The 17,815-nt window shown below is 55.3% G+C and carries 14 protein-coding genes; 3 read left to right on the top strand and 11 right to left on the bottom strand.

What is annotated here, in order from left to right:
* Positions 1–7: 7 nt before the first annotated feature.
* Genes B3M32_RS02865 through B3M32_RS02815 form a run of 11 tightly spaced genes read right to left on the bottom strand, consistent with a single transcriptional unit; the run spans position 8 to position 14,385 of the window.
* Positions 8–1,795, bottom strand: a complete 1,788-nt coding sequence (locus tag B3M32_RS02865; protein ID WP_290743469.1) for an Ig-like domain-containing domain — start codon at positions 1,793–1,795, stop codon at positions 8–10.
* Entirely contained in the window at positions 1,795–3,183 is a 1,389-nt protein-coding gene (gene lepB / locus B3M32_RS02860) for a signal peptidase I (protein ID WP_290743468.1), read from the bottom strand. The genes B3M32_RS02865 and lepB overlap by 1 nt, the downstream gene beginning before the upstream one ends.
* A gap of 12 nt (positions 3,184–3,195) precedes the next feature.
* Positions 3,196–3,966 (bottom strand): LytR/AlgR family response regulator transcription factor, encoded by a 771-nt coding sequence (locus tag B3M32_RS02855; protein ID WP_290743467.1) that lies wholly within the window; start codon positions 3,964–3,966, stop codon positions 3,196–3,198.
* Positions 3,966–4,433, bottom strand: coding sequence for a copper resistance protein NlpE N-terminal domain-containing protein (locus B3M32_RS02850; RefSeq protein WP_290743466.1), 468 nt, complete (start codon positions 4,431–4,433; stop codon positions 3,966–3,968). Before B3M32_RS02850 ends, B3M32_RS02855 begins: the two co-directional genes overlap by 1 nt.
* Positions 4,434–4,478: 45 nt before the next feature.
* Positions 4,479–5,408, bottom strand: coding sequence for a formylglycine-generating enzyme family protein (locus B3M32_RS02845; protein WP_290743464.1), 930 nt, complete (start codon positions 5,406–5,408; stop codon positions 4,479–4,481).
* Positions 5,409–5,441: 33 nt separating this feature from the next.
* Positions 5,442–8,825 carry an FG-GAP repeat domain-containing protein gene (locus B3M32_RS02840; protein ID WP_290743463.1) on the bottom strand — a complete coding sequence of 1,128 codons (3,384 nt, stop codon included), beginning with the start codon at positions 8,823–8,825 and terminating at the stop codon, positions 5,442–5,444.
* Positions 8,826–8,863: 38 nt separating this feature from the next.
* Positions 8,864–9,625 (bottom strand): hypothetical protein, encoded by a 762-nt coding sequence (locus B3M32_RS02835; protein ID WP_290743462.1) that lies wholly within the window; start codon positions 9,623–9,625, stop codon positions 8,864–8,866.
* Between the two features lie 6 nt (positions 9,626–9,631).
* Positions 9,632–11,545 (bottom strand): tetratricopeptide repeat protein, encoded by a 1,914-nt coding sequence (locus tag B3M32_RS02830; RefSeq protein WP_290743461.1) that lies wholly within the window; start codon positions 11,543–11,545, stop codon positions 9,632–9,634.
* 7 nt (positions 11,546–11,552) lie between these two features.
* Positions 11,553–12,326 (bottom strand): PASTA domain-containing protein, encoded by a 774-nt coding sequence (locus tag B3M32_RS02825; protein WP_290743460.1) that lies wholly within the window; start codon positions 12,324–12,326, stop codon positions 11,553–11,555.
* Between the two features lie 17 nt (positions 12,327–12,343).
* Complete coding sequence (locus B3M32_RS02820; RefSeq protein ID WP_290743459.1) at positions 12,344–13,054, bottom strand: Crp/Fnr family transcriptional regulator; 711 nt, start codon at positions 13,052–13,054, stop codon at positions 12,344–12,346.
* 26 nt (positions 13,055–13,080) lie between these two features.
* A complete protein-coding gene (locus tag B3M32_RS02815; RefSeq protein WP_290743458.1) occupies positions 13,081–14,385 on the bottom strand; it encodes an adenylosuccinate synthase in 1,305 nt (434 codons plus the stop codon).
* A gap of 201 nt (positions 14,386–14,586) precedes the next feature.
* On the opposite strand from B3M32_RS02815, the gene B3M32_RS02810 reads away from it, so the two are divergent.
* The 3 genes from B3M32_RS02810 to B3M32_RS02800 form a co-directional block, all read left to right on the top strand.
* Entirely contained in the window at positions 14,587–14,916 is a 330-nt protein-coding gene (locus B3M32_RS02810) for an ArsR/SmtB family transcription factor (RefSeq protein ID WP_290743457.1), read from the top strand.
* 1 nt (position 14,917) lies between these two features.
* On the top strand, positions 14,918–16,336 hold the full coding sequence (locus B3M32_RS02805) for an SO_0444 family Cu/Zn efflux transporter (protein ID WP_290743456.1): 1,419 nt from the start codon (positions 14,918–14,920) through the stop codon (positions 16,334–16,336).
* 286 nt (positions 16,337–16,622) lie between these two features.
* Positions 16,623–17,815 (top strand): anthranilate synthase component I family protein (locus tag B3M32_RS02800; protein ID WP_290743455.1); only part of this gene is annotated, 1,193 nt, incomplete at its 3' end.

Here is a 17,815-nt window from a genome sequence, read left to right as displayed (position 1 = left end):
CCCATTCCTATTTCAGCGCAGGTAGATTCTGCACCAATTTTTCAAGATCGTTCGCCCCGTTCGCAATCTTCACCGTATCGTTCGGAGCACGCCAGGAAGAGCCAAACCGGAACGGTTCCAAGCTTCCTGCGTCAGGTTCTTTACGGCCCTCTTCAGGATAGTAGTAATCCACGAAGTAGTTGCCTTCTACCAAGTTTTCAAAAGTAAAGCTGCCGTCGTTCTTGCAAGTCGCGTAGTAATAAGACGACGTTTCCAGGGACTTCAGACGCACATAGGCCTTTTCGTTCGCGCCGGGAATCTTTCCGGCCAGGCTAGCCAACTTGAGCTTGGCCACCGTTTCGAATTGCAGCAGCTGCTTGTACTTCAGTTCCACCACCGTATCGCGCACCCCGTTGCTGTCGGCACGGGCAAGCGTCGTATCCATGTATCCCATCAGCACCTTGATTTTCGCATCGGTCGGCCAAGGCGTTTCGTTCTGGACGGCAAAGCGGATCGGGTCCACACGAACCACCTGCACCTTGGCCGTATCCTTGTTCGTCACCACATAGAACGTTTCCTTGAGAGAATCGAGAGCCGGCTTGTTGTAGGCGATAAAGACGGAATCGTTCGGGAAAACAGCCTTCGAACGGGAAACGACTTTCGTACTCGCGATTTCGGGATCCAGCGTATCGGCCTTTCTTTCTGCCCATTCCCATTCCACCTCGTTGCGAAGCGTATCCAGGGTACGGAACAGGGAATCCTTGGCCGACTTGCAAGAGAACTTGTAAAGTGTCTCTTTCTTGGGAGCGGTCTTGAAATAGAACTGCGGCTTGTCGGTAGTCGCACCCAGGTAGACATATTGCGGATGCATGACCTTGCCTTCCGGCGAAGTGAGGCTGCAGTTACTGGTATCGGCAAAGGCGGAATCAAAATAGACGCGGCGCGTGAAAGAGGCTTCCAGGACGTTCGCATAGGGCTGCGAAACCGATTCCAGTTCCAAGTGGCTCGTATCGTGGTCAGCCAGCGGCACCCAGATGGTATCCTTCGTCGTGGAATCCAGGACAAGATCCTGCGTCCACACGCCCGCCAGTTCCAGCGAAGGTTCCAGGCGCTGGTTGCCGTTCGCATCGACAAAGGCGACAACGCGGTAGCGGCCGGGTTTAAGTCCAGTCAGTTTGAAATTGCCAACGCTGTCGGCACGCGTAATGAACAGCGGAGGTTCCTTCGCGAGCATCGGCAGGGAATCCAGGGCTTTCGTCACCGAATCGCGGAACTTTTCAAGATATTTCCTGCCTTCGCGTTCTGCGCCCATCAGGTACAGGCCAATGCTCGGGAAAAGCGACTTGCGGATCATGGTGTCGTTTACCAAGATGCGCCCGTTCAGCGTGAGGGAGTCTATTTCTGCGCCCGTGGAGAACACGATGGTAAAGGGCGTCGCCAGCGCGTTTCCGTGCAAGTCCTTGATACCGCCAGCAAACGTAATCGTGTAGGTCGTATTTTCGTCGAGTACCGCACGGGACGTCAGCTCCAGGGTCCTGCCGCTGACTTCGAACTTCATCTTCTTCTCTATCGGAGGAGAAATCGAAACGGCACTGCGCGGGATGCTCGCGTTAATCCACTCGTCGAATTCCAGTTTCACGAACAGTTCGTTCGGATGGTTCGTGGTCATGGGCGCCGGGTAAACCGCCGCCACGCGCGGAGGCAACTTGTCTTCGGGACCGCCACCGGGCGCCACCTGGGTCGCACACGCAAAGAATACCGCACATGCAAGCAGCAGGCAACCGAGCGTCAAAAATGCCAAAGAACGATTCTTCATCAATCAATCAAGGGAATAATCTTGCCTATGCGAGTCCAACGGATACGGAAGGGAATTCTCCACCAGGTGAAGGGATTCCCCATAGAAAATTTTTGGTCTTCGTTTTCGAAGGAGAAATATATCACGAAAGCCTTGGCACGGATGTTGCGCAATGTCACCGTTCCCCAGTAGCGGCTATCGGCGGAATTGTCGCGGTTGTCGCCCATCATGAAGAACTGCGGGGACTTGACCACGTAATAGTCTATCGGCTTGCCATCGAGCAACAGTGTCCGGCGGATTTCGAACTTCGGCCGGGATTCCGCGACGCTCGAGCTGTCGACAGAGACCGCCGTGCTATCCGTAGCGTTTTCTAAGGAGCTGTCCGCAACAACAGGTTCTGCAGCCTCGGCATTCAAGCGCGCGACATTGCCTTCCAAATCCTGCAGCAGGGACGCCTCGAAACTCACGTAACTCACCTTGCGGGTCAAGCCGCCTTTTTCGTGAGGATCGATCAGCGGCAAGAATCCGATGGACGACAGCTGCTTGAAGTATCCGAAATTCATCGCGCCCGAAACGGTATCGCCCTGCGTAAGCGCCTTCTGGATTACCATGCGGTTTCTCGTGAAAAGTGCGTTGAGGGCCATGCCGCGGTCATTTTCGACAGGCATGCGGAAATCTTCGAAATCGTACCCATTGTTCTCGACGCCATCCTGCAGGAGGTTCAAGTTCAGCTCCACATGGGAATCCGGATTCTCTTGCGCGACAATGGAACGGAGCCACCAGAGACGAGAAAGCGACAGGGAGTCTACATACAGCGTATCGCCGACAGACGGGAGGACAAATGTCTCGAGTTCGTCGCGCGGAGAATTCGTGCGCATTGAGGCCGTCCACTTGCCCAGTCCGGGAACCGTATCGAGGCGCGTCCCGTTCACGTAGAGGCGGCCACCATGGACAGCAATCGTATCGCCGCTCGCGGCGACACAGCGCTTGATATAGTCCTTCGGGCCGTCCGGATAGTGCACCAGATGCGGCTGGCCGTCTTCGGGTTCATGGTCCCAGTAGAAATTACCGAACATCAACGCATTGAACAGGTGCGTATAGCGCTGCGGGTTGTTGTCCGGATATTCGGGTTCACCGGGATAGCGGAAAATCACGACATCGCCCGGCACGGGGTAAGCGTAGCCGGGGAACTTCTGGTTGCTGAACGGAATCGGCGAACCATAAGTAAACTTAAGGCCCAGCAAAAAGTCTCCCGTCAAGAGGGAATCTTCCATGGAACCGCTGGGAATCTGGAAAGCCTGGATTACGTACTGAATCACCACCAAGGCAAGTGCGATAGGCACGATGATTTCCCGGGCAAGGGATTTCAAAAACTTCTTTACCGAAAATGTTTTCGTAGACTGATTCATAAAAAACCGTAACTAAAGACTGCGGACCGTCTTGACAAAGTTTCTGCTCACCAGCAACTGGGTTCGATTCTTGTCGCGAAGCACCACCATCAGGCGACTCATGTCGGACTTGCGTATTTCGGCGATATAGTCAATGGCCACCAGGTGGGCCCGGTGGATGCGCACGAACTGGCGCGGATCCAGTTTCTTTTCCAGGTCCACAAGCGGGGTATCGATAAGATGCTGTCCGGTCAGCGTATAGACAGTCGTATATTTCTCTTCGCTCTGGAAGCGGATGATTTCGTCCACATTTATCAGCAGGATGCGGTCACCGATTTTCACCTGGATGCGCTGCAGGTACGAACCGCGCGCACTGATCATTTCGCGGAAACGTTCCCACGAGAAGTCCTCGGGAATCTGCTGCTGCGCCGAGAAGTTCGAAAGGTTGCGGCGAAGCTTCTCGATGGTATTTTCCAGACGCTCCGGGTCGACCGGCTTGAGCAGGTAATCGACCGTATTCTCCTCGTAGGCACGCAGCGCAAAGTTCTCGTAGGCCGTCGTAAACACGATCAGGGGCATGTCGTCTTCGCCCACATTCTTGAGCACTTCGAAGGCATCCATGTCCGGCATCTGGATATCGAGGAAAACAACATCCGGATCAAGCTCGCGGATTTTTTCCAGAGCCTGGGCACCCGAGCCCGCCTCGCCCACGACCTCGAACTCCGAAGCATAGGGTTCCAGCAGCGACTTGATGCGCATGCGGGCCAGCGGTTCATCATCTACGACAAGGACTTTGCAAGGCATTATTTTCCCTCTGCAGAATCGGTTGCGGGCTGAGCCGGCTTTTTCATGGGAACAAGGATGCGAATCATATCGAACTTCATGCCGTCGGCATCTTCGTACACGGTACCGGCGCCAGTCAGCAAGGCCATGTTACCCAGGGAATCCCGCTTGAACTTCATGTTCACAGAGCCTTCCGAAAGCGAAAGGGTAAGGACATCCCCGTTCATGGAGAACGATCCCCGCAGCGTATCCGTCTTCATGGAATCCGTGACAACGGTCTGTACCGCCGTAACACTGCTGTCTTCGGCAAGCACCAGGCGCACCATTCGCGCCTTGCAATTATCGCACGGGAGTTTTCCGGAATACATACCAATGACACTTTCGGGAAGAGCCACCTTCTCCAGAGGCGGAAGCGGCTTCGATTCTTCCTTGGAACAACCTACAAAAAAAACGCAGCAAGACACTGCAATCAAGAAAATCTTCTTCATGCTACAAATGTAAAAAAACGAAACGGGCTTACGGGGAAAGGATTCCTAGAATCCTTCAGAATAGACGATGCGGAAACCTACTGTAGAGGACTTGTACTTAGGGTCCTTCTTATCCCGGGTATCCGGAGCGCAATCCTTGATGGGGTCGCTCCAGCCGCCACCGCGAACGACACGGTAACTGCCGTTTTCCGGACCGGTCGGATTCGACATGGACGTTGATGCATAGTTCGCATACCAGTCGTCGACCCATTCGGCCACATTGCCTGCCATATCGTAGAGATTGTAATCATTCGGAACAAACTGCGCCACCCTGGTAGGACCTTTACTTTGTCCGTAATAAGCGTATTTAGAAGCTTCGGCAGTTCCCCAATAATACGTTGTCGAAGTTCCGGCATGTGCCGCAATTTCCCATTCCATTTCGGTCGGGAGTCTCATCGCCGCTACAGAATAATCTATCGTGAGATTCGCAAGGGAACTATTTTCGCCAACAGACGTATAGACATAGGCCGTGTCATAGCCCGCTCTCTTGGAAAATTCATTGCAGAAAAGCGCCGCCTGGAACCAGTTGACATTTTCAATCGGAAAATCGTCGCCATTATTGCTCTGGGTAGGCATATTCCCCATCAATTTCGAGTAGAGTCCCTGGGTAACTTCCGTTGTCGACACCAGGAATTTGTCTACGGAATACGAAACCCCGCCCTTCTTGATCGTCGTCGCAGGAACGTTATAAAAAATGACAGCCGCAATGGCACTGTCTACAGCGTCCATTTCTTTTTGGCTGCTGGAACTGCCCGGATCGTCGTTGGCGCTTGAATTTTCGACAGCGCTGGAGTTCCCTCCCCTGCCGCCAGAAGCCGAATCCGGAGCCGTGGGCGAAATGTCCTCTTGCTCCCCGCTAGCGGTACAGGCGGAAAACGCAAAAAAGAGGGCTAATCCCATGGTCAAGATGGCTAATTTGTACGCAAGTCTATCCATACCGTTCCAAATTCCTAGTTCCAAGCGCCGTATTTATCTCACCACGCCAATGCGGTACATCTTCTGCTTTGTCTTGCCGCTATCGAACTTCACCTTGAGACGGGCCGTGTAGACATCGCTACCGAGCTTTTTCAGGTCGAGATGTTCAAACTGGTTGCGGCCGGCCACAGGCTTTTCCAACTTGGCACGGAATACGCACAGACCCGTAATGTCGTATATCTCGAGCATGGCGTATTGCGCCTGGGCACCGATTTCGAAACGCGCCTTCGCATTGCCGCCGCGCACCGGATTCGGGAACATGAAGAATTCCGTGATTTCGTCCTTGGCGGCGGATTTCTTGACTTCGCTAAGTTTGGAAGCATCGAAATAGCCGGTACGTTCGTTACCGCCGGCCGGGAGCGTCCAAGCCGCAGGCGATTCCGCCGCATTGCCGCTAGCCTTGTTCAGGCGGAAGGCTGCGACACTCTGGCGATGCAATGCGTAAAGTTCCGGCCCTGCCGATTTCTTGCCCGAAACCGCATCGGTCACAAAGATGCTCATGGGCTGCAGCGCCTTTGTGGAATCGACGTATTCAAAACTGCCGGCCGCCAGCGGGAACCCGCCAGAAACAGGCTTGCCCTTGCCGGTATAGGCGTAAACGAGCCCGTCGTTGCTCGGTACGAGAATCTCCGGAGTATCGTCACCCGTCACATCGACAAGAACCGGGTCGCTAAAGAATCCGTAAATCGGGGTGCCACGGGAAATCATCACCGGGAATCCGCCAAGCGGCAAACCGAAACGGTCAAGGGCATACACCAGGTTGTCGCCCAGGAATACGATTTCAGGATAGCCGTCGCCATTGACATCGCCTATCGCGATACCAGAAGTTTCGTCCTTGAGTCCGCTCGTACCCGCGGCACCGCGCTTGTACGTCTTGGTCCACACGGGCTTCTGCCCCTTTTCCTTTACTATGGATGTCTTGACCGCCATCGCGGTGCCGCGACTTCCCAACATCACGACGTCATCGACGCCATCGCGGTCCAGGTCCGTGCAGGCAACCCTAAAGTAAGGATCTTCTCCACCGAACCTGTAGCTATATATCGAGCTGTTTTGCACCAGTACAAGACGGCCTTCCTTGCCCACCAAGGCGACAAAGCTTCCGTCATCCTTGCCGGCACAATAGGCCATATCCTGGGCGACAAAACCTTCCGGCATCTTTTGCCAGAGGTTGCCGTGGCGCAACTTGTCCTTTTCGGCAAACCAGACTTCTTCGCCGATAACCATGGGCCCGACAACAGCGGAATCCACGTCGGTATCTTCTTGCACGGGGACGCCTCCTGCAAAAGAAGTCCGTACAAACTTTTTCTTGTGCAGCGTGAACACGTTCTTCCCGTCGCTAGCCATGCCAAGGAGCGGGCCAAAGCTCGCCCCCACGCGGTAGAGCGGCACTTCTTGTAGCGATTCTTTCGCCGTAAGCACTTTCTGCTTCACGACCGTATCGGCAGCAAAGACCGTATCGCCAAGGGCGCTGAACGCCTGCAGCGTTCCATCTGCAGCACCCACGACCAGGAGCTTTTCTCCCGCGTTTTCGGAATCGTCGACAAACACTGCGCCGCGCACGGCAGAGGCAAGGCCCACGTTGCGCGGGAACTTGCTCCCTTCAATACTACCGTCATCGACGCTTATCGTGACGCTGATAACCGTAGACGCAAAATTCACCACGCTGTCGCCCATGAACGCGTTCGAAGTCTTTTCCTTGCGGGCATCCTTAGGCACGGCCACTGAAATCTTGATTCCCGTATAGCCGCCCTGCGTCGTCCTGGTGTTGGCATATCCCGTCGGGGCGATCGTCTTCACCGTATCGAACTTCTGCTTGGTTCCATCAACGGGAACGCGCACATGCGGCAGCAAGTCCGTTCCCGAGCCGTAATCGTACGTATCCTGGCCCAGGGCATTCTGGAACGTTTTTCCGATAGAAAGGACTCCGTCGGCCTCAACCATCGCAATGCCGAACTGGTGGTCGCGCAAAGTATCGCCGCCCCAGAAATTCGCAATCCCGTATTCGAGAGTCTCGCGCAGATACCATTCATTTACGCGCCATACGGCAATACCGCTCGAGGGGAGCCCGGCATCGTACGAATCGGCCCCAAGAATCAGGCCCTTCGCCTTCTTCTTGTTCAACTCGCACTTTCCCTTGGCGTTACAGGTACTGTCCTCGAAAACCTTGCTCAGGCTATCTACCGGGACCGTCCGCATCGTCGTATCCGGATCCTCGTCGGCCGAACCGAGAACGACGCTTACCTTGCCGTCCTTGTTCCAGCTACGCTGGCGGTTTTCAATCAGCAAGTACTCGCTCGCGCTCAGGGGAACCTTCACGATTTCTGTACCGAGACCGCTACCCGCCGCGGCAATATCCACCGTCACCGGCTTACCGGCCACGGGACGGACTTCCTTTACCTGCGACCAGCCCATGTAGGCACGTCCCCAGGCGGCAGGGAGCGAAGGCATGAATCCATTCCCCGCATTGTAACCGGCAAAGTCCATGCCGTCAAAGTATCCGAGGCGAGAAATGCCCTTCACTACGTCATAAGTATTCGGGAGTCCCAGTTCACGGCCAATCTGGTTCACCACGATCCCGTTCACACCCCAGTTGAGGCCGTCCTGCGAGGCCGTCTCGCTCACCACCATCACGGAGCGGAGCGTATCCAACACGGAGCCCGGAATCAGGAGACCGTTCACCACGGATTTTCCCATTTCGTTCACGCCGAAAGCCGGTTTCACGGCGCTATTCTTGGCAGAATCGGGCATCAGGTATTCCCAGGCGTCCCGTGAAATATAGACATCCATAAAATCGCCCGGAGTATCGGCGTTATCCGTACCCATGCTGCCGCCGTCTACAAGGCGGCTCGCGCCGGCATGCACAATCATATAGGTGCGCTTCACGTTCGGATTTTTCGAAAGCGGAATACGGAACGGGGAGTCCTTCGACGTATCGGCAGAGGCCGCGGCGGCAATGGCATCGTAAACGAAAGTCAAGTAATCGCGGCTACGGGCTTCGTCGAACTCCGCGGTCTTCTCGCCATCCATCTTGGTCGTCCTGTTGTAATCGATAATCTGCTTCTTGAGCGTGTATATCGGGAACACCCTGGCCTTGATAGCGAGTTTTCCACCACTGGCGGCGCGATAGTAGGCGTCGGCAAACTGCAAATGCTTTTCCCAGTAGGACACCGAGCCGCCATGCTTTGTCGGATCCAAGCCGTAGTTCTTGTCGGGAACCGTACCGAAAGTACCCTTTCCTGTCGTAAGGGAGTTGTCGGTCTTTTCTTCGGCAAACTGCACGCGCAACACGAACACTTCTAGCGAATCGACCGCGAAGGCGGACGGGGCAAAAAAAGCGGCCAGCGCAAAAATCAGAAAAGCCAGTTCAAAACGTTTCATACTCTTCTCAATCTACAAAAAAAGGCTCCGAGAACGCACTAGGCTCCGATGCGCTTATAGCTTTTGGGGATATTCAAGTGCCAGGTTCCGGGGCTGAACGTCTTGTTGCGGGCCACTTTTTTTATCCGAATCTTCAGGAACATCTTCCCGTCACGCTCGAACACGATGGTTTCGGGCGTCCGGACACCTTCGAATTCCTTGAATCCGGAGAACCGCAACACTTCGGGCTTGCCGTCACGACCGCCGCGCATAAACCACTCGACATTCCCGTCTTTCTTGCCGTAGGCATAGACCATTCCCGTCGAAGACTTTTCGCGAACGACATGGAACCCGGCAGAATCGGATTCGGACATCACCGTCCCGTTTTGCGGAATCAAGATCCCGTCGAACAAATCCGCCACCTGGTGGATCGGCACCATCGGGATGGTATTGTCGCCAATCAGGCCGACCATATAGCCGACTCCCTCGACATATATCTTTTCGGTCGGGAACACCACGTCCCATTTTTCAGTTGTCCATAAAAGCGAAGCGACCCCAATTCCCATGGGTCCGGTGAGTTCCATGCGATAACGCTGGCCAGGCACCGAGAAAAGGACCGCGTCCAGTTCCTGTTCCTTGCCCAGGCTGTCGACAATCGTCATCACGAATTTTGCGCGGAGGCTGTCGCGGACGGCGGCCGGCGAATCTTGAGATGCGGCGGAGACATCCACCGGAGCTTTCTTGCCGGCACAGCCGGAAAGCAGCATGCCGACAAAAACAAGCAAGGCCAGCAACTTTACAAGACGAAACGAGACCATCATCGGCGCCTACTTTTTCTTGCGCAGGAATTCCCTGGCGGCAGCATGGTTGGGGCGCAACCTCAAGACCTTCTTGTAGGCCTTGAGCGCTTCGGACCTATTGCCTAGCGCAGCCTGGATTGCGGCGAGATGTTCCCAATAAACATAATCCCCTTCCAGATGCTTATCCTTGATAAGCCGGAGCGTGGCGAGGGCTTCTTCGTAGAGCCCCTTGCGATAGAGTCCCCAGGCCTTGGAATCGAGGTAGGCATCGTTAGGCGGGTCTCCGCCATCCAGTTCGAGAGCCTTCGTCACAAGCATCAGGCCCTTCTCCACATCTTCGGGAGAACGGTTCAAATCGATAAGCGAATAGCCATAGTAGTTCATGACTTCGGACCAGTCGAGAATCGCCCGCGGAGCATTGCGCAACAGCAGTTCGAACATCTGGAAAGATTCGTCGTAGCGCTCAAGACGTTCCAGGTTCATCGCCATCATGTAGCGGACAAACATGTCGGTAGAATCCGCAATCAGCATGCTTTCCCAGAAAAGCTCCGCTCGGGTACGGGCATCCTTCGCCCGGAGAAGCCTCACGGAATCAGCCTTGCCATCTGCTTCAATGCCGCGCGCTTCCATCACCAGGATTTGCGCATAGGAATGTTGCAACTGCCTGTGGGCGCGCGCCGCCTTCTTGCGCATCATCGCCACCGTCGCCGAGTCGGCGACACCCGCCATCGGGCTCCAGCGGCTCCACACACCCATCATCGAATCCAGAAGTTCGTATGCCTTTTCGTAGACGCCCGCATAGCCATAGGCCATGGCCAAGAAATCCTTGTCACCGCCAAGTTGCAGGGAATCGGCAAGTTCAGCATAGCGCAGCCCCTCGGACTTCTTGTTTTCGGCAAAGGCAATCCCCGAAAGCGCACGGCAGGCCTGCGCCGCATAAGCGGGAGTCTTTTCGAGTTTGAGGTAGACTTCGCCCAGGTGGACCTTCGCGCTATCCTTTTCTCCCATGGCGAATTCGTAACTGCCCAGGTAATAGAGCATCACCGGCGTGCGCATATTGTCTACATGGACTTTTTTCTTCAAAAAAGCCAAGGCGGCTTCGCGTTCCTTTTCGTTGTACGTGAGCAAGGCCGTATTGACAATCGTCTCGTCCTGTTCCGTAGAACCGGTAACCGTATCGGCGATGGCGCGGACTTCCTTGTTGCGTTTCTGCATGGCGAGCCCCTGCACCATCTTCGAAAGAAGTTCCTTGTCGCCAAGAGCGTCATAGGCCTTCGCAAAAAGATCCACGATTGCCGAATCACGTCCCAGTTCCAGGAGGAGGTTCAGCTGCCTGGCAAACAGCGACTGGATGTAATTGGTCTGCGGGAGCAGGGCGTCGTAAACGGTCACCAGTTCCTTCTTGTCCTGCACGGCTTCCAGGAAAAGGCTGTAATCGTACAGCAAGGTCATGTCCTGGTTGTGCGAAGAATCCAGCGCCGCCTTAAAATACTTGCGGGCGGAATCCGCGACACCTTCCCTCACGTAGAGTTTCGCCAGCAATTCCAGCTGGTTCGACAGCACACGGCCCTTATAGTTGACGGCCTTCCTGGCAATGGCAAGCGCCGCAGAATCGTTCCCGTGGGCAAACAGGCGGCTCGCCACGGCAAAGGCCAGATAACGGCTTCCGGGATCGGCATCGTAGGCTCGCTGCCAAAAGACTTCGGCCAGTTGCTTTTCCCCGCGGAGTTCCATTTCCTGGGCGCGGATAAACGATTCGTGCGCAACGTCCACGTTGTGCAGGGAATCCTGCTTTTCGATGACGGCCTTGATAACGGCAGAATCCACCGCAGTCAGTTGGGCGGAAGATGCATTTTCCTGTTTATGGGGAGCCGAGCTGCAAGCCACAAGGCACAGCACCGGTACAAGCACCAGGTAGAGGAATCCCATAAACCGCGTCATAACAATCCTAGTCCGCTATGACAAAATCAATTTCTGTATCTTGCGGCAGGTAGTCGCCATAGCGGGGAGCCGTTTCAAGCACCGTGCCGGGAGGTTCGCCGTTTTCACCCTTGACTCGTTTAATGTCACCCACCTTGAATCCGAGCTTTTCCAATCTCGGATACACATTGTCTATGACCTGTCCCGAAAAATCGGGAAGCAGGACCTTTCCTGTCGTAACGCCCGCAGAGATGACGACCTTCACCGTGTCGCCGATACGCGCCATTTTTCCGGCCAGCGGAATGGTGCGGATGACCACGCCACGCGGAATGCTCTGGTGCGCGCCCTTCACGATTTCGCCACGGACAAGGCCCGCACGGGAAAGAGAAATTTCGGCCTGTTTCTGGCTCTTGCCACGCAAGTCGGGAATCTTCACTTCGCGGAGTCCAAGACTCTTGGTCAGCTTGACGGTCCTACCCAGTTTCGCGGTCCGGCCTGCGGCCGGCATCTGGACAAGCACCATCCCGGCAGGAACCTGGGAACTGTAACGGCCTTCTTCGACCCATTCAAACTTGAACCCAGCCTCGGTCAATGCAGATTCCGCCGCTTCCTGGGTCATGCCTTCCAGGTTCGGGACCGGCCCCGTACTGGAAAACTCTCCGGCGAAAATCGGCATCAAAAGCTTGTCTACGAAAAAGACAAAGAAAACCAGCGCCACCAGCCAAATGCAGGCTGCCTTAACTACCGGCGAAGTCTTACCCCACGCCAGGAGCTTGTTCAGAAGATTCTTCAGTTTATTCATGATATAGTTATTGAGTCCTATCCCTTCGTCGCGCGTTCCTGCAAGGCGCCCTCGTCAAAGATGACGATATCCTTGCCGGTCATCGCAATGGCCCCGGTACGGACCAGGAGTGAGCAGATACGGCTGACCGTCTCGCGGGTCGTACCCGACATGTCCGCCAACTGCTGCTGCGTGGGACGATTGTGGATGACCGTCACCATCTTGCCGCCGTCCGTATGAATGCGGATACCGCGTTCTTCCATCAGATTGAGGAGGGTACCGGCCACACGGCCGCTTACAGACATGGTCGAAAGGGAACCGATTTGGCGGTTGGCCTTGCGGAGACGCTTGCTCATCTCGCTCAGGAGTCCCATGGCGATTTCCGGGGACTGGCGAATAAGGCGCAAGAAAGATTCACGGTGGATAATCAGGAGCTGGGCATCGGTGACGGTACGCACCGAAGCAGACCTCGGTTCGCCATCGATCAGGGACATTTCGCCGAAGAAGTCCCCGCGTTCCAGGAAACTGAGAATAGTTTCGCGTCCATCGACTCCCGTCATGTAGACCTGGACTGATCCGGAGGCAATAAGATACAATGCCTGAACCGAGTCGTCCCCTTCCAGCACCACGGTTTCGTCACGATTGAAATTCTGGGCCACCACCAAGTCGGCAAGCATCCCCAGCTGTTCTTCGTTCAGCTCCGAAAAGAGCTCAACGCCCTTCAGCAGTCCTACGATGTTAGCGTCCATATTCTCATTCCTTCCTTTTATTTTTTTTAGAGTTTCAACCCTTTGGCGAGGCCCGCGTCGATGACGATGCTCTGGTCTCGCTTGGCGCCAATAGAAATCATACCAATTTTCACGTCAACAAGTTCGGCCATCCGCTGCAAATACTTCTTTGCATTCTCCGGAAGTTCGTCATAGCTGCGGCACTTGGTAGTATCTTGCTTCCAACCAGGCATTTCTTCGTAGACCGGCGTGCAACGTCCGACCTTGGAAAGCTGGTTCGGGATAAAGTCTAGCTTCTCGCCATCGCACTCGTAGTGCGTGCAAATTTTGATCGTGTCGAACGTGTCGAGCACGTCGAGCTTGGTGATGGCGAGGTGCGTCAGGCCGTTCACGACGGCAGCCTTGCGGACCACCGGGGCGTCGAACCAGCCACAGCGGCGGTTACGGCCTGTCGTGGCACCGTATTCATTACCGATCTTGCGAAGCGTGTCGCCCGTTTCGTCCAAAAGTTCTGTCGGGAAGGGGCCATTACCCACGCGGGTCGTATAAGCCTTGACCACGCCCCAAACTTCGTCCAAGGCGGTGGGACCGATACCGGCACCGCAGCTGGCGTAACCCGAAACCGTATTGCTGGAGGTCACGAACGGGTAGGTTCCCTGGTCCACGTCGAGGATAGTGCCCTGGGCACCTTCGAACACCAGACGCTTGCCCGCCTTGACGGACTTGTAGAGGAACTCGCTCACGTCGATTACGAACGGCTTGATCTTCTGGCCAAGTTCCAGGTAATCCTTGATGACCTCTTCGGGGTCGATTTCGGGAACATCGTACATGACCTTGAATTCTTCGTTGTGGACCTTCGCCATGGCCTCGACACGCGGGCGCAGTTCACGTTCGTCCATCAGGTCGCCCACGCGCACGCCGATGCGGTTCACCTTGTCGCTGTAGCAGGGGCCGATACCGCGGCCAGTCGTGCCGATGGCAGCCTTGCCCGCCTTCTTTTCCTTGGCCTTGTCGAGCGTAGAATGGTACGGGAGCACCACGTGGGCGTTGTTTGCGATGAACAGGCGGCCTTCCGGATTGATACCCTTGGTGTGCAGGTCGGCAATTTCGGCGAGAGTCTGAATCGGGTCCAGCACCACGCCATTACCAATCACGCAAATCTTGTCCGGATGCATGATGCCCGAGGGAATCAGGTGGAAAACGAACTTCTGGTCGCCCACCTCGACGGTATGGCCGGCATTCGCCCCGCCCTGGAAACGGACAATAATGTCCGCATCGAGCGTCAAGAAATCCACAATCTTGGCCTTACCTTCATCACCCCACTGGGAACCGATTACAACACGATTTGCCATATTTCCTTCATTTTTTGCGACCCGACTACGCAGGCCGATTACAAGTTAAACACGAAAACAAGCTGCCCAGGGAGTTTCCCGGAGCCCTTTTTCGCCATAAAAATAGTAAGATAGCGGGTAGTGGTTATTGAAAAAAGCCGGAAAAAGGACCGCAAAAAGCCCCTCTTGACAAGATTTCCTCCTTTTGCTATATATGAAAACATGAATACTTGTTCATACATCGCAGACCAAGACGTCTCCACCGAGACACTGTTCGAACTGTCGGAATTCTTCAAGTTTTTCGGCGACACCACGCGAATCCGCATCATCCAGATCCTGCTTTCGGGCGAAAACTCGGTCAACGAGATTGCCGAGAAACTGAGCCTGGAACAGTCCGTCGTCAGCCACCAGTTGCGCATCCTCAGGACCGCGAACCTGGTGAAGCCGCGACGCGACGGACGGAAGATGTTCTACTCGCTGGACGACGACCACATCGGGATGATTTTCAATACGGGGCTCACCCACATCCTCCACAAGAAGAAGGGCAAGTAAAATGCAGTCTTTTTTTGAAATTCTCGAAAAGTTCCTCTTGCAGTTCGTCACGCTGTTTTCCGAAATGGCCCCGTTCCTGCTCCTTGGATTCCTGCTTGCGGGAATTCTCCACGTGTGGATTCCCAACCACCTGTACATCCCCAAGATTGCAAAGCCGAATTTCAAGTCGACCCTGTGGGCAGCCCTCTTCGGAGTTCCGCTCCCGATATGCAGCTGCGGAGTGATCCCCACGTCCATCGCGCTCCGGCGTGAAGGTGCAAGCAAGGGTGCCAGCGTCAGCTTCCTGATTTCCACGCCCGCGACAGGAGTCGATTCCATCTTGGCAACCTATTCCCTGCTGGGCGGGCCTTTCGCGCTGCTGCGTCCCATCGCGGCCTTCGTGACAGCCCTGTTCGGAGGAGTGCTTACCAACCTGGTTACCCGCAAGGAAAAGGACACGGGCATCGCCGTCGCCGTCAAACACGACCGCCACGACCACGAAAAACACGAACATCACGGAGACTGCGGACACGACCATTGCGACTGCGACCACGACGAGCACGGGCACGGAGCCGAGACCTTCGGCCAAAAGGTCCGCGAGACCCTGGATTACGGCTTTGTCGACATGGTGGGCAATGTCAGCAAGTGGCTTTGCATCGGGCTCCTGCTCGGGGCGCTCATAGCGGCATTTGTTCCCGACGACTTTTTCCTTTTCCTGCATGAATACCCGTTGCTCTGCATGATCGTCGTTCTTGTACTTGCCATGCCCATGTACACCTGCGCGACAGGCTCCATCCCGCTTGCGCTCGCCCTCGTGGAAAAGGGAATTACCCCGGGAGCGGCCCTCGTCCTGCTGATGGCGGGTCCTGCCACAAGTATCGCCAGCATGCTCGTCGTCGGCAAGGCCTTCGGCAAGAGAACGCTGTTCGCCTACCTCTCCTCCATAGCGCTCGGGGCACTCGTTTTCGGATTCATCATCGACGCCTTCATGATGGACACGTTCCTCGGCACCATGCTCCCGCACGGTTCCGCCGAATGCCACGGGCACGGCGCTCTCGGAATATTCGACTATGCCTGCGCGGCGTTGCTCGCCCTCCTGATGGTTTACGCAAGGATCTCGCACAAGGGAGGTCACTGCGGCTGTGGCGAATGCGGCTGCGGTGAGTGCGGCTGCGACGAATGCGGTTGCGGCCTCCACGAAGACGACCACGACCATGACGACTCCCATCCGAGAACTGTATATAATATATATGGCATGAGCTGCAGCCACTGCAAGTCCTGCGTCGAGAAGGCCGCCATGGTCCTGGACGGCGTTATTGCCGCAGAGGCGGATGTTGCCCAAAAGAGAGTCGTCATAACGGGCGAAGTTGACGATTCTATTCTAAAAAAGGCAATTGAAGAGGCCGGCTTTGAATTTGGAGGCCGCGCGGACAAGGTATAGTTTTCAAAAAAAAGCGATTTTTTTTGAACGACCTCTTGCCAACCGATTATCTGATTGATATTTTTGGGTCATGATGATTTACGCAACAAGTGCAACTCTCAACCGTCGTTGGTGGCGCGGACTCTGACATAGAGCCCGGTATTTGTCGCAAATCACCCAAGATTTTAAGCAAAGGCTTCCGGACTCACGGAGGCCTTTCTCTTTTACCAAAATCATTGAAATCCTCCGGGACCAAAGCCTTTGTCCACAAAAACACTAGGAAAAGGATTTTAAACCAGAGGATAAAATGACCAACACATCAAAGTCGCCGAACAAACCGGCCAACCACATCACCCAACAGCCTGGCTACGAGCCGCGTACCGACAGCATCTACGTGGCGCTCCCGGGCGAACGTTACACCCCGTTTTCGCTCGGCAAGAAGCTCGGTGCGAAGGCCATCTTTGAATCCGCGAGTTTCTCGCACGGCCGAAGCCGCTACTCTACCTTGATGGTGGACGAGGGTTTCCGTCTGCGTCAGAACGAGAAGGACGTGAGTATCATCATCGACGGCAAGGAAAGCACCTTCCTCAAGGAAGGCGAAGGCGACATTCTCGACGCCCTCACGCTGATTTCTGCCGAAAACACGGTGCCGCCTAACCAGATTCCTATTCCCTCTTCGGGCGTGGGCTACCTAGGCTACGAATTCTGTGCCCGCTGCGATACCATCCGCCTCGCCCCGCAGGTCGATGAACTCAACATTCCCGAAGCGGAATTCCTGGTGGGCCACATCTACATCGTGTTCGACCACTTTACCGAAAAACTTCACCTGTTCGCCCTGAACTACGAAGAACACCAGATTGATTTGAAGGCCGCCATCGAAAAGGTGAAGGCCCGCCTCGCCGACCTCGACTTCAGTTACCTCGCTCCCGAACAGCAGTACGGCAAGGGCATTACGATGACCGACCTGGAACAGTCCCGCAAGGAATACGTGGAAAAGGTCGAAGCATTGCAGAAGCATATCATTGCTGGCAACATTGTGCAGGCGGTACCTTCTCGCCGCATCCAGTTTGCAAGCGACATCGCGGCGCTCGACATTTACCGCAGGCTCCGCACAGTGAACCCGTCTCCGTACATGTTCTTCCTGGATTACGGTACGCACCAGTTTATCGGCGCCTCGCCGGAGAGCTTGGTACGCGTGCGTGAAGGCATTGCGACGATTCACCCAATTGCTGGTACCCGCCGCCGCGGCAAGGATGATGCCGAAGATGAAGCCTTGATGAAGAACCTGAAGGGCGACCCGAAGGAACGCGCCGAACACCTGATGCTCGTGGACCTGGCCCGTAACGACCTGGGCCGCGTCTGCGAAGCCGGTACGGTGGAAACGACCAAGTACATGGAATGCGAAAAGTTCAGCCACGTGATTCACCTGGTCTCTGACGTGCAGGGTAAGGTTTCCAAGACCAAGAAGGCGATTGAAGTGCTGCGCTCCAGCTTCCCGGC

Source organism: Fibrobacter sp. UBA4309, assembly GCF_002395745.1.
GTDB lineage: Bacteria > Fibrobacterota > Fibrobacteria > Fibrobacterales > Fibrobacteraceae > Fibrobacter.
Note: the sequence above shows the minus strand (reverse complement) of the source record. Positions and strands in the feature narration are given on the sequence as shown.

Excerpts from the sequence above, each read along its gene's own strand:
- B3M32_RS02865 (WP_290743469.1), bottom strand. The coding sequence starts at position 1,795 with ATGAAGAATCGTTCTTTGGCATTTTTGACGCTCGGTTGCCTGCTGCTT.
- lepB (WP_290743468.1), bottom strand. The coding sequence starts at position 3,183 with ATGAATCAGTCTACGAAAACATTTTCGGTAAAGAAGTTTTTGAAATCC.
- B3M32_RS02855 (WP_290743467.1), bottom strand. The coding sequence starts at position 3,966 with ATGCCTTGCAAAGTCCTTGTCGTAGATGATGAACCGCTGGCCCGCATG.
- B3M32_RS02850 (WP_290743466.1), bottom strand. The coding sequence starts at position 4,433 with ATGAAGAAGATTTTCTTGATTGCAGTGTCTTGCTGCGTTTTTTTTGTA.
- B3M32_RS02845 (WP_290743464.1), bottom strand. The coding sequence starts at position 5,408 with ATGGATAGACTTGCGTACAAATTAGCCATCTTGACCATGGGATTAGCC.
- B3M32_RS02840 (WP_290743463.1), bottom strand. The coding sequence starts at position 8,825 with ATGAAACGTTTTGAACTGGCTTTTCTGATTTTTGCGCTGGCCGCTTTT.
- B3M32_RS02835 (WP_290743462.1), bottom strand. The coding sequence starts at position 9,625 with ATGATGGTCTCGTTTCGTCTTGTAAAGTTGCTGGCCTTGCTTGTTTTT.
- B3M32_RS02830 (WP_290743461.1), bottom strand. The coding sequence starts at position 11,545 with ATGACGCGGTTTATGGGATTCCTCTACCTGGTGCTTGTACCGGTGCTG.
- B3M32_RS02825 (WP_290743460.1), bottom strand. The coding sequence starts at position 12,326 with ATGAATAAACTGAAGAATCTTCTGAACAAGCTCCTGGCGTGGGGTAAG.
- B3M32_RS02820 (WP_290743459.1), bottom strand. The coding sequence starts at position 13,054 with ATGGACGCTAACATCGTAGGACTGCTGAAGGGCGTTGAGCTCTTTTCG.
- B3M32_RS02815 (WP_290743458.1), bottom strand. The coding sequence starts at position 14,385 with ATGGCAAATCGTGTTGTAATCGGTTCCCAGTGGGGTGATGAAGGTAAG.
- B3M32_RS02810 (WP_290743457.1), top strand. The coding sequence starts at position 14,587 with ATGAATACTTGTTCATACATCGCAGACCAAGACGTCTCCACCGAGACA.
- B3M32_RS02805 (WP_290743456.1), top strand. The coding sequence starts at position 14,918 with ATGCAGTCTTTTTTTGAAATTCTCGAAAAGTTCCTCTTGCAGTTCGTC.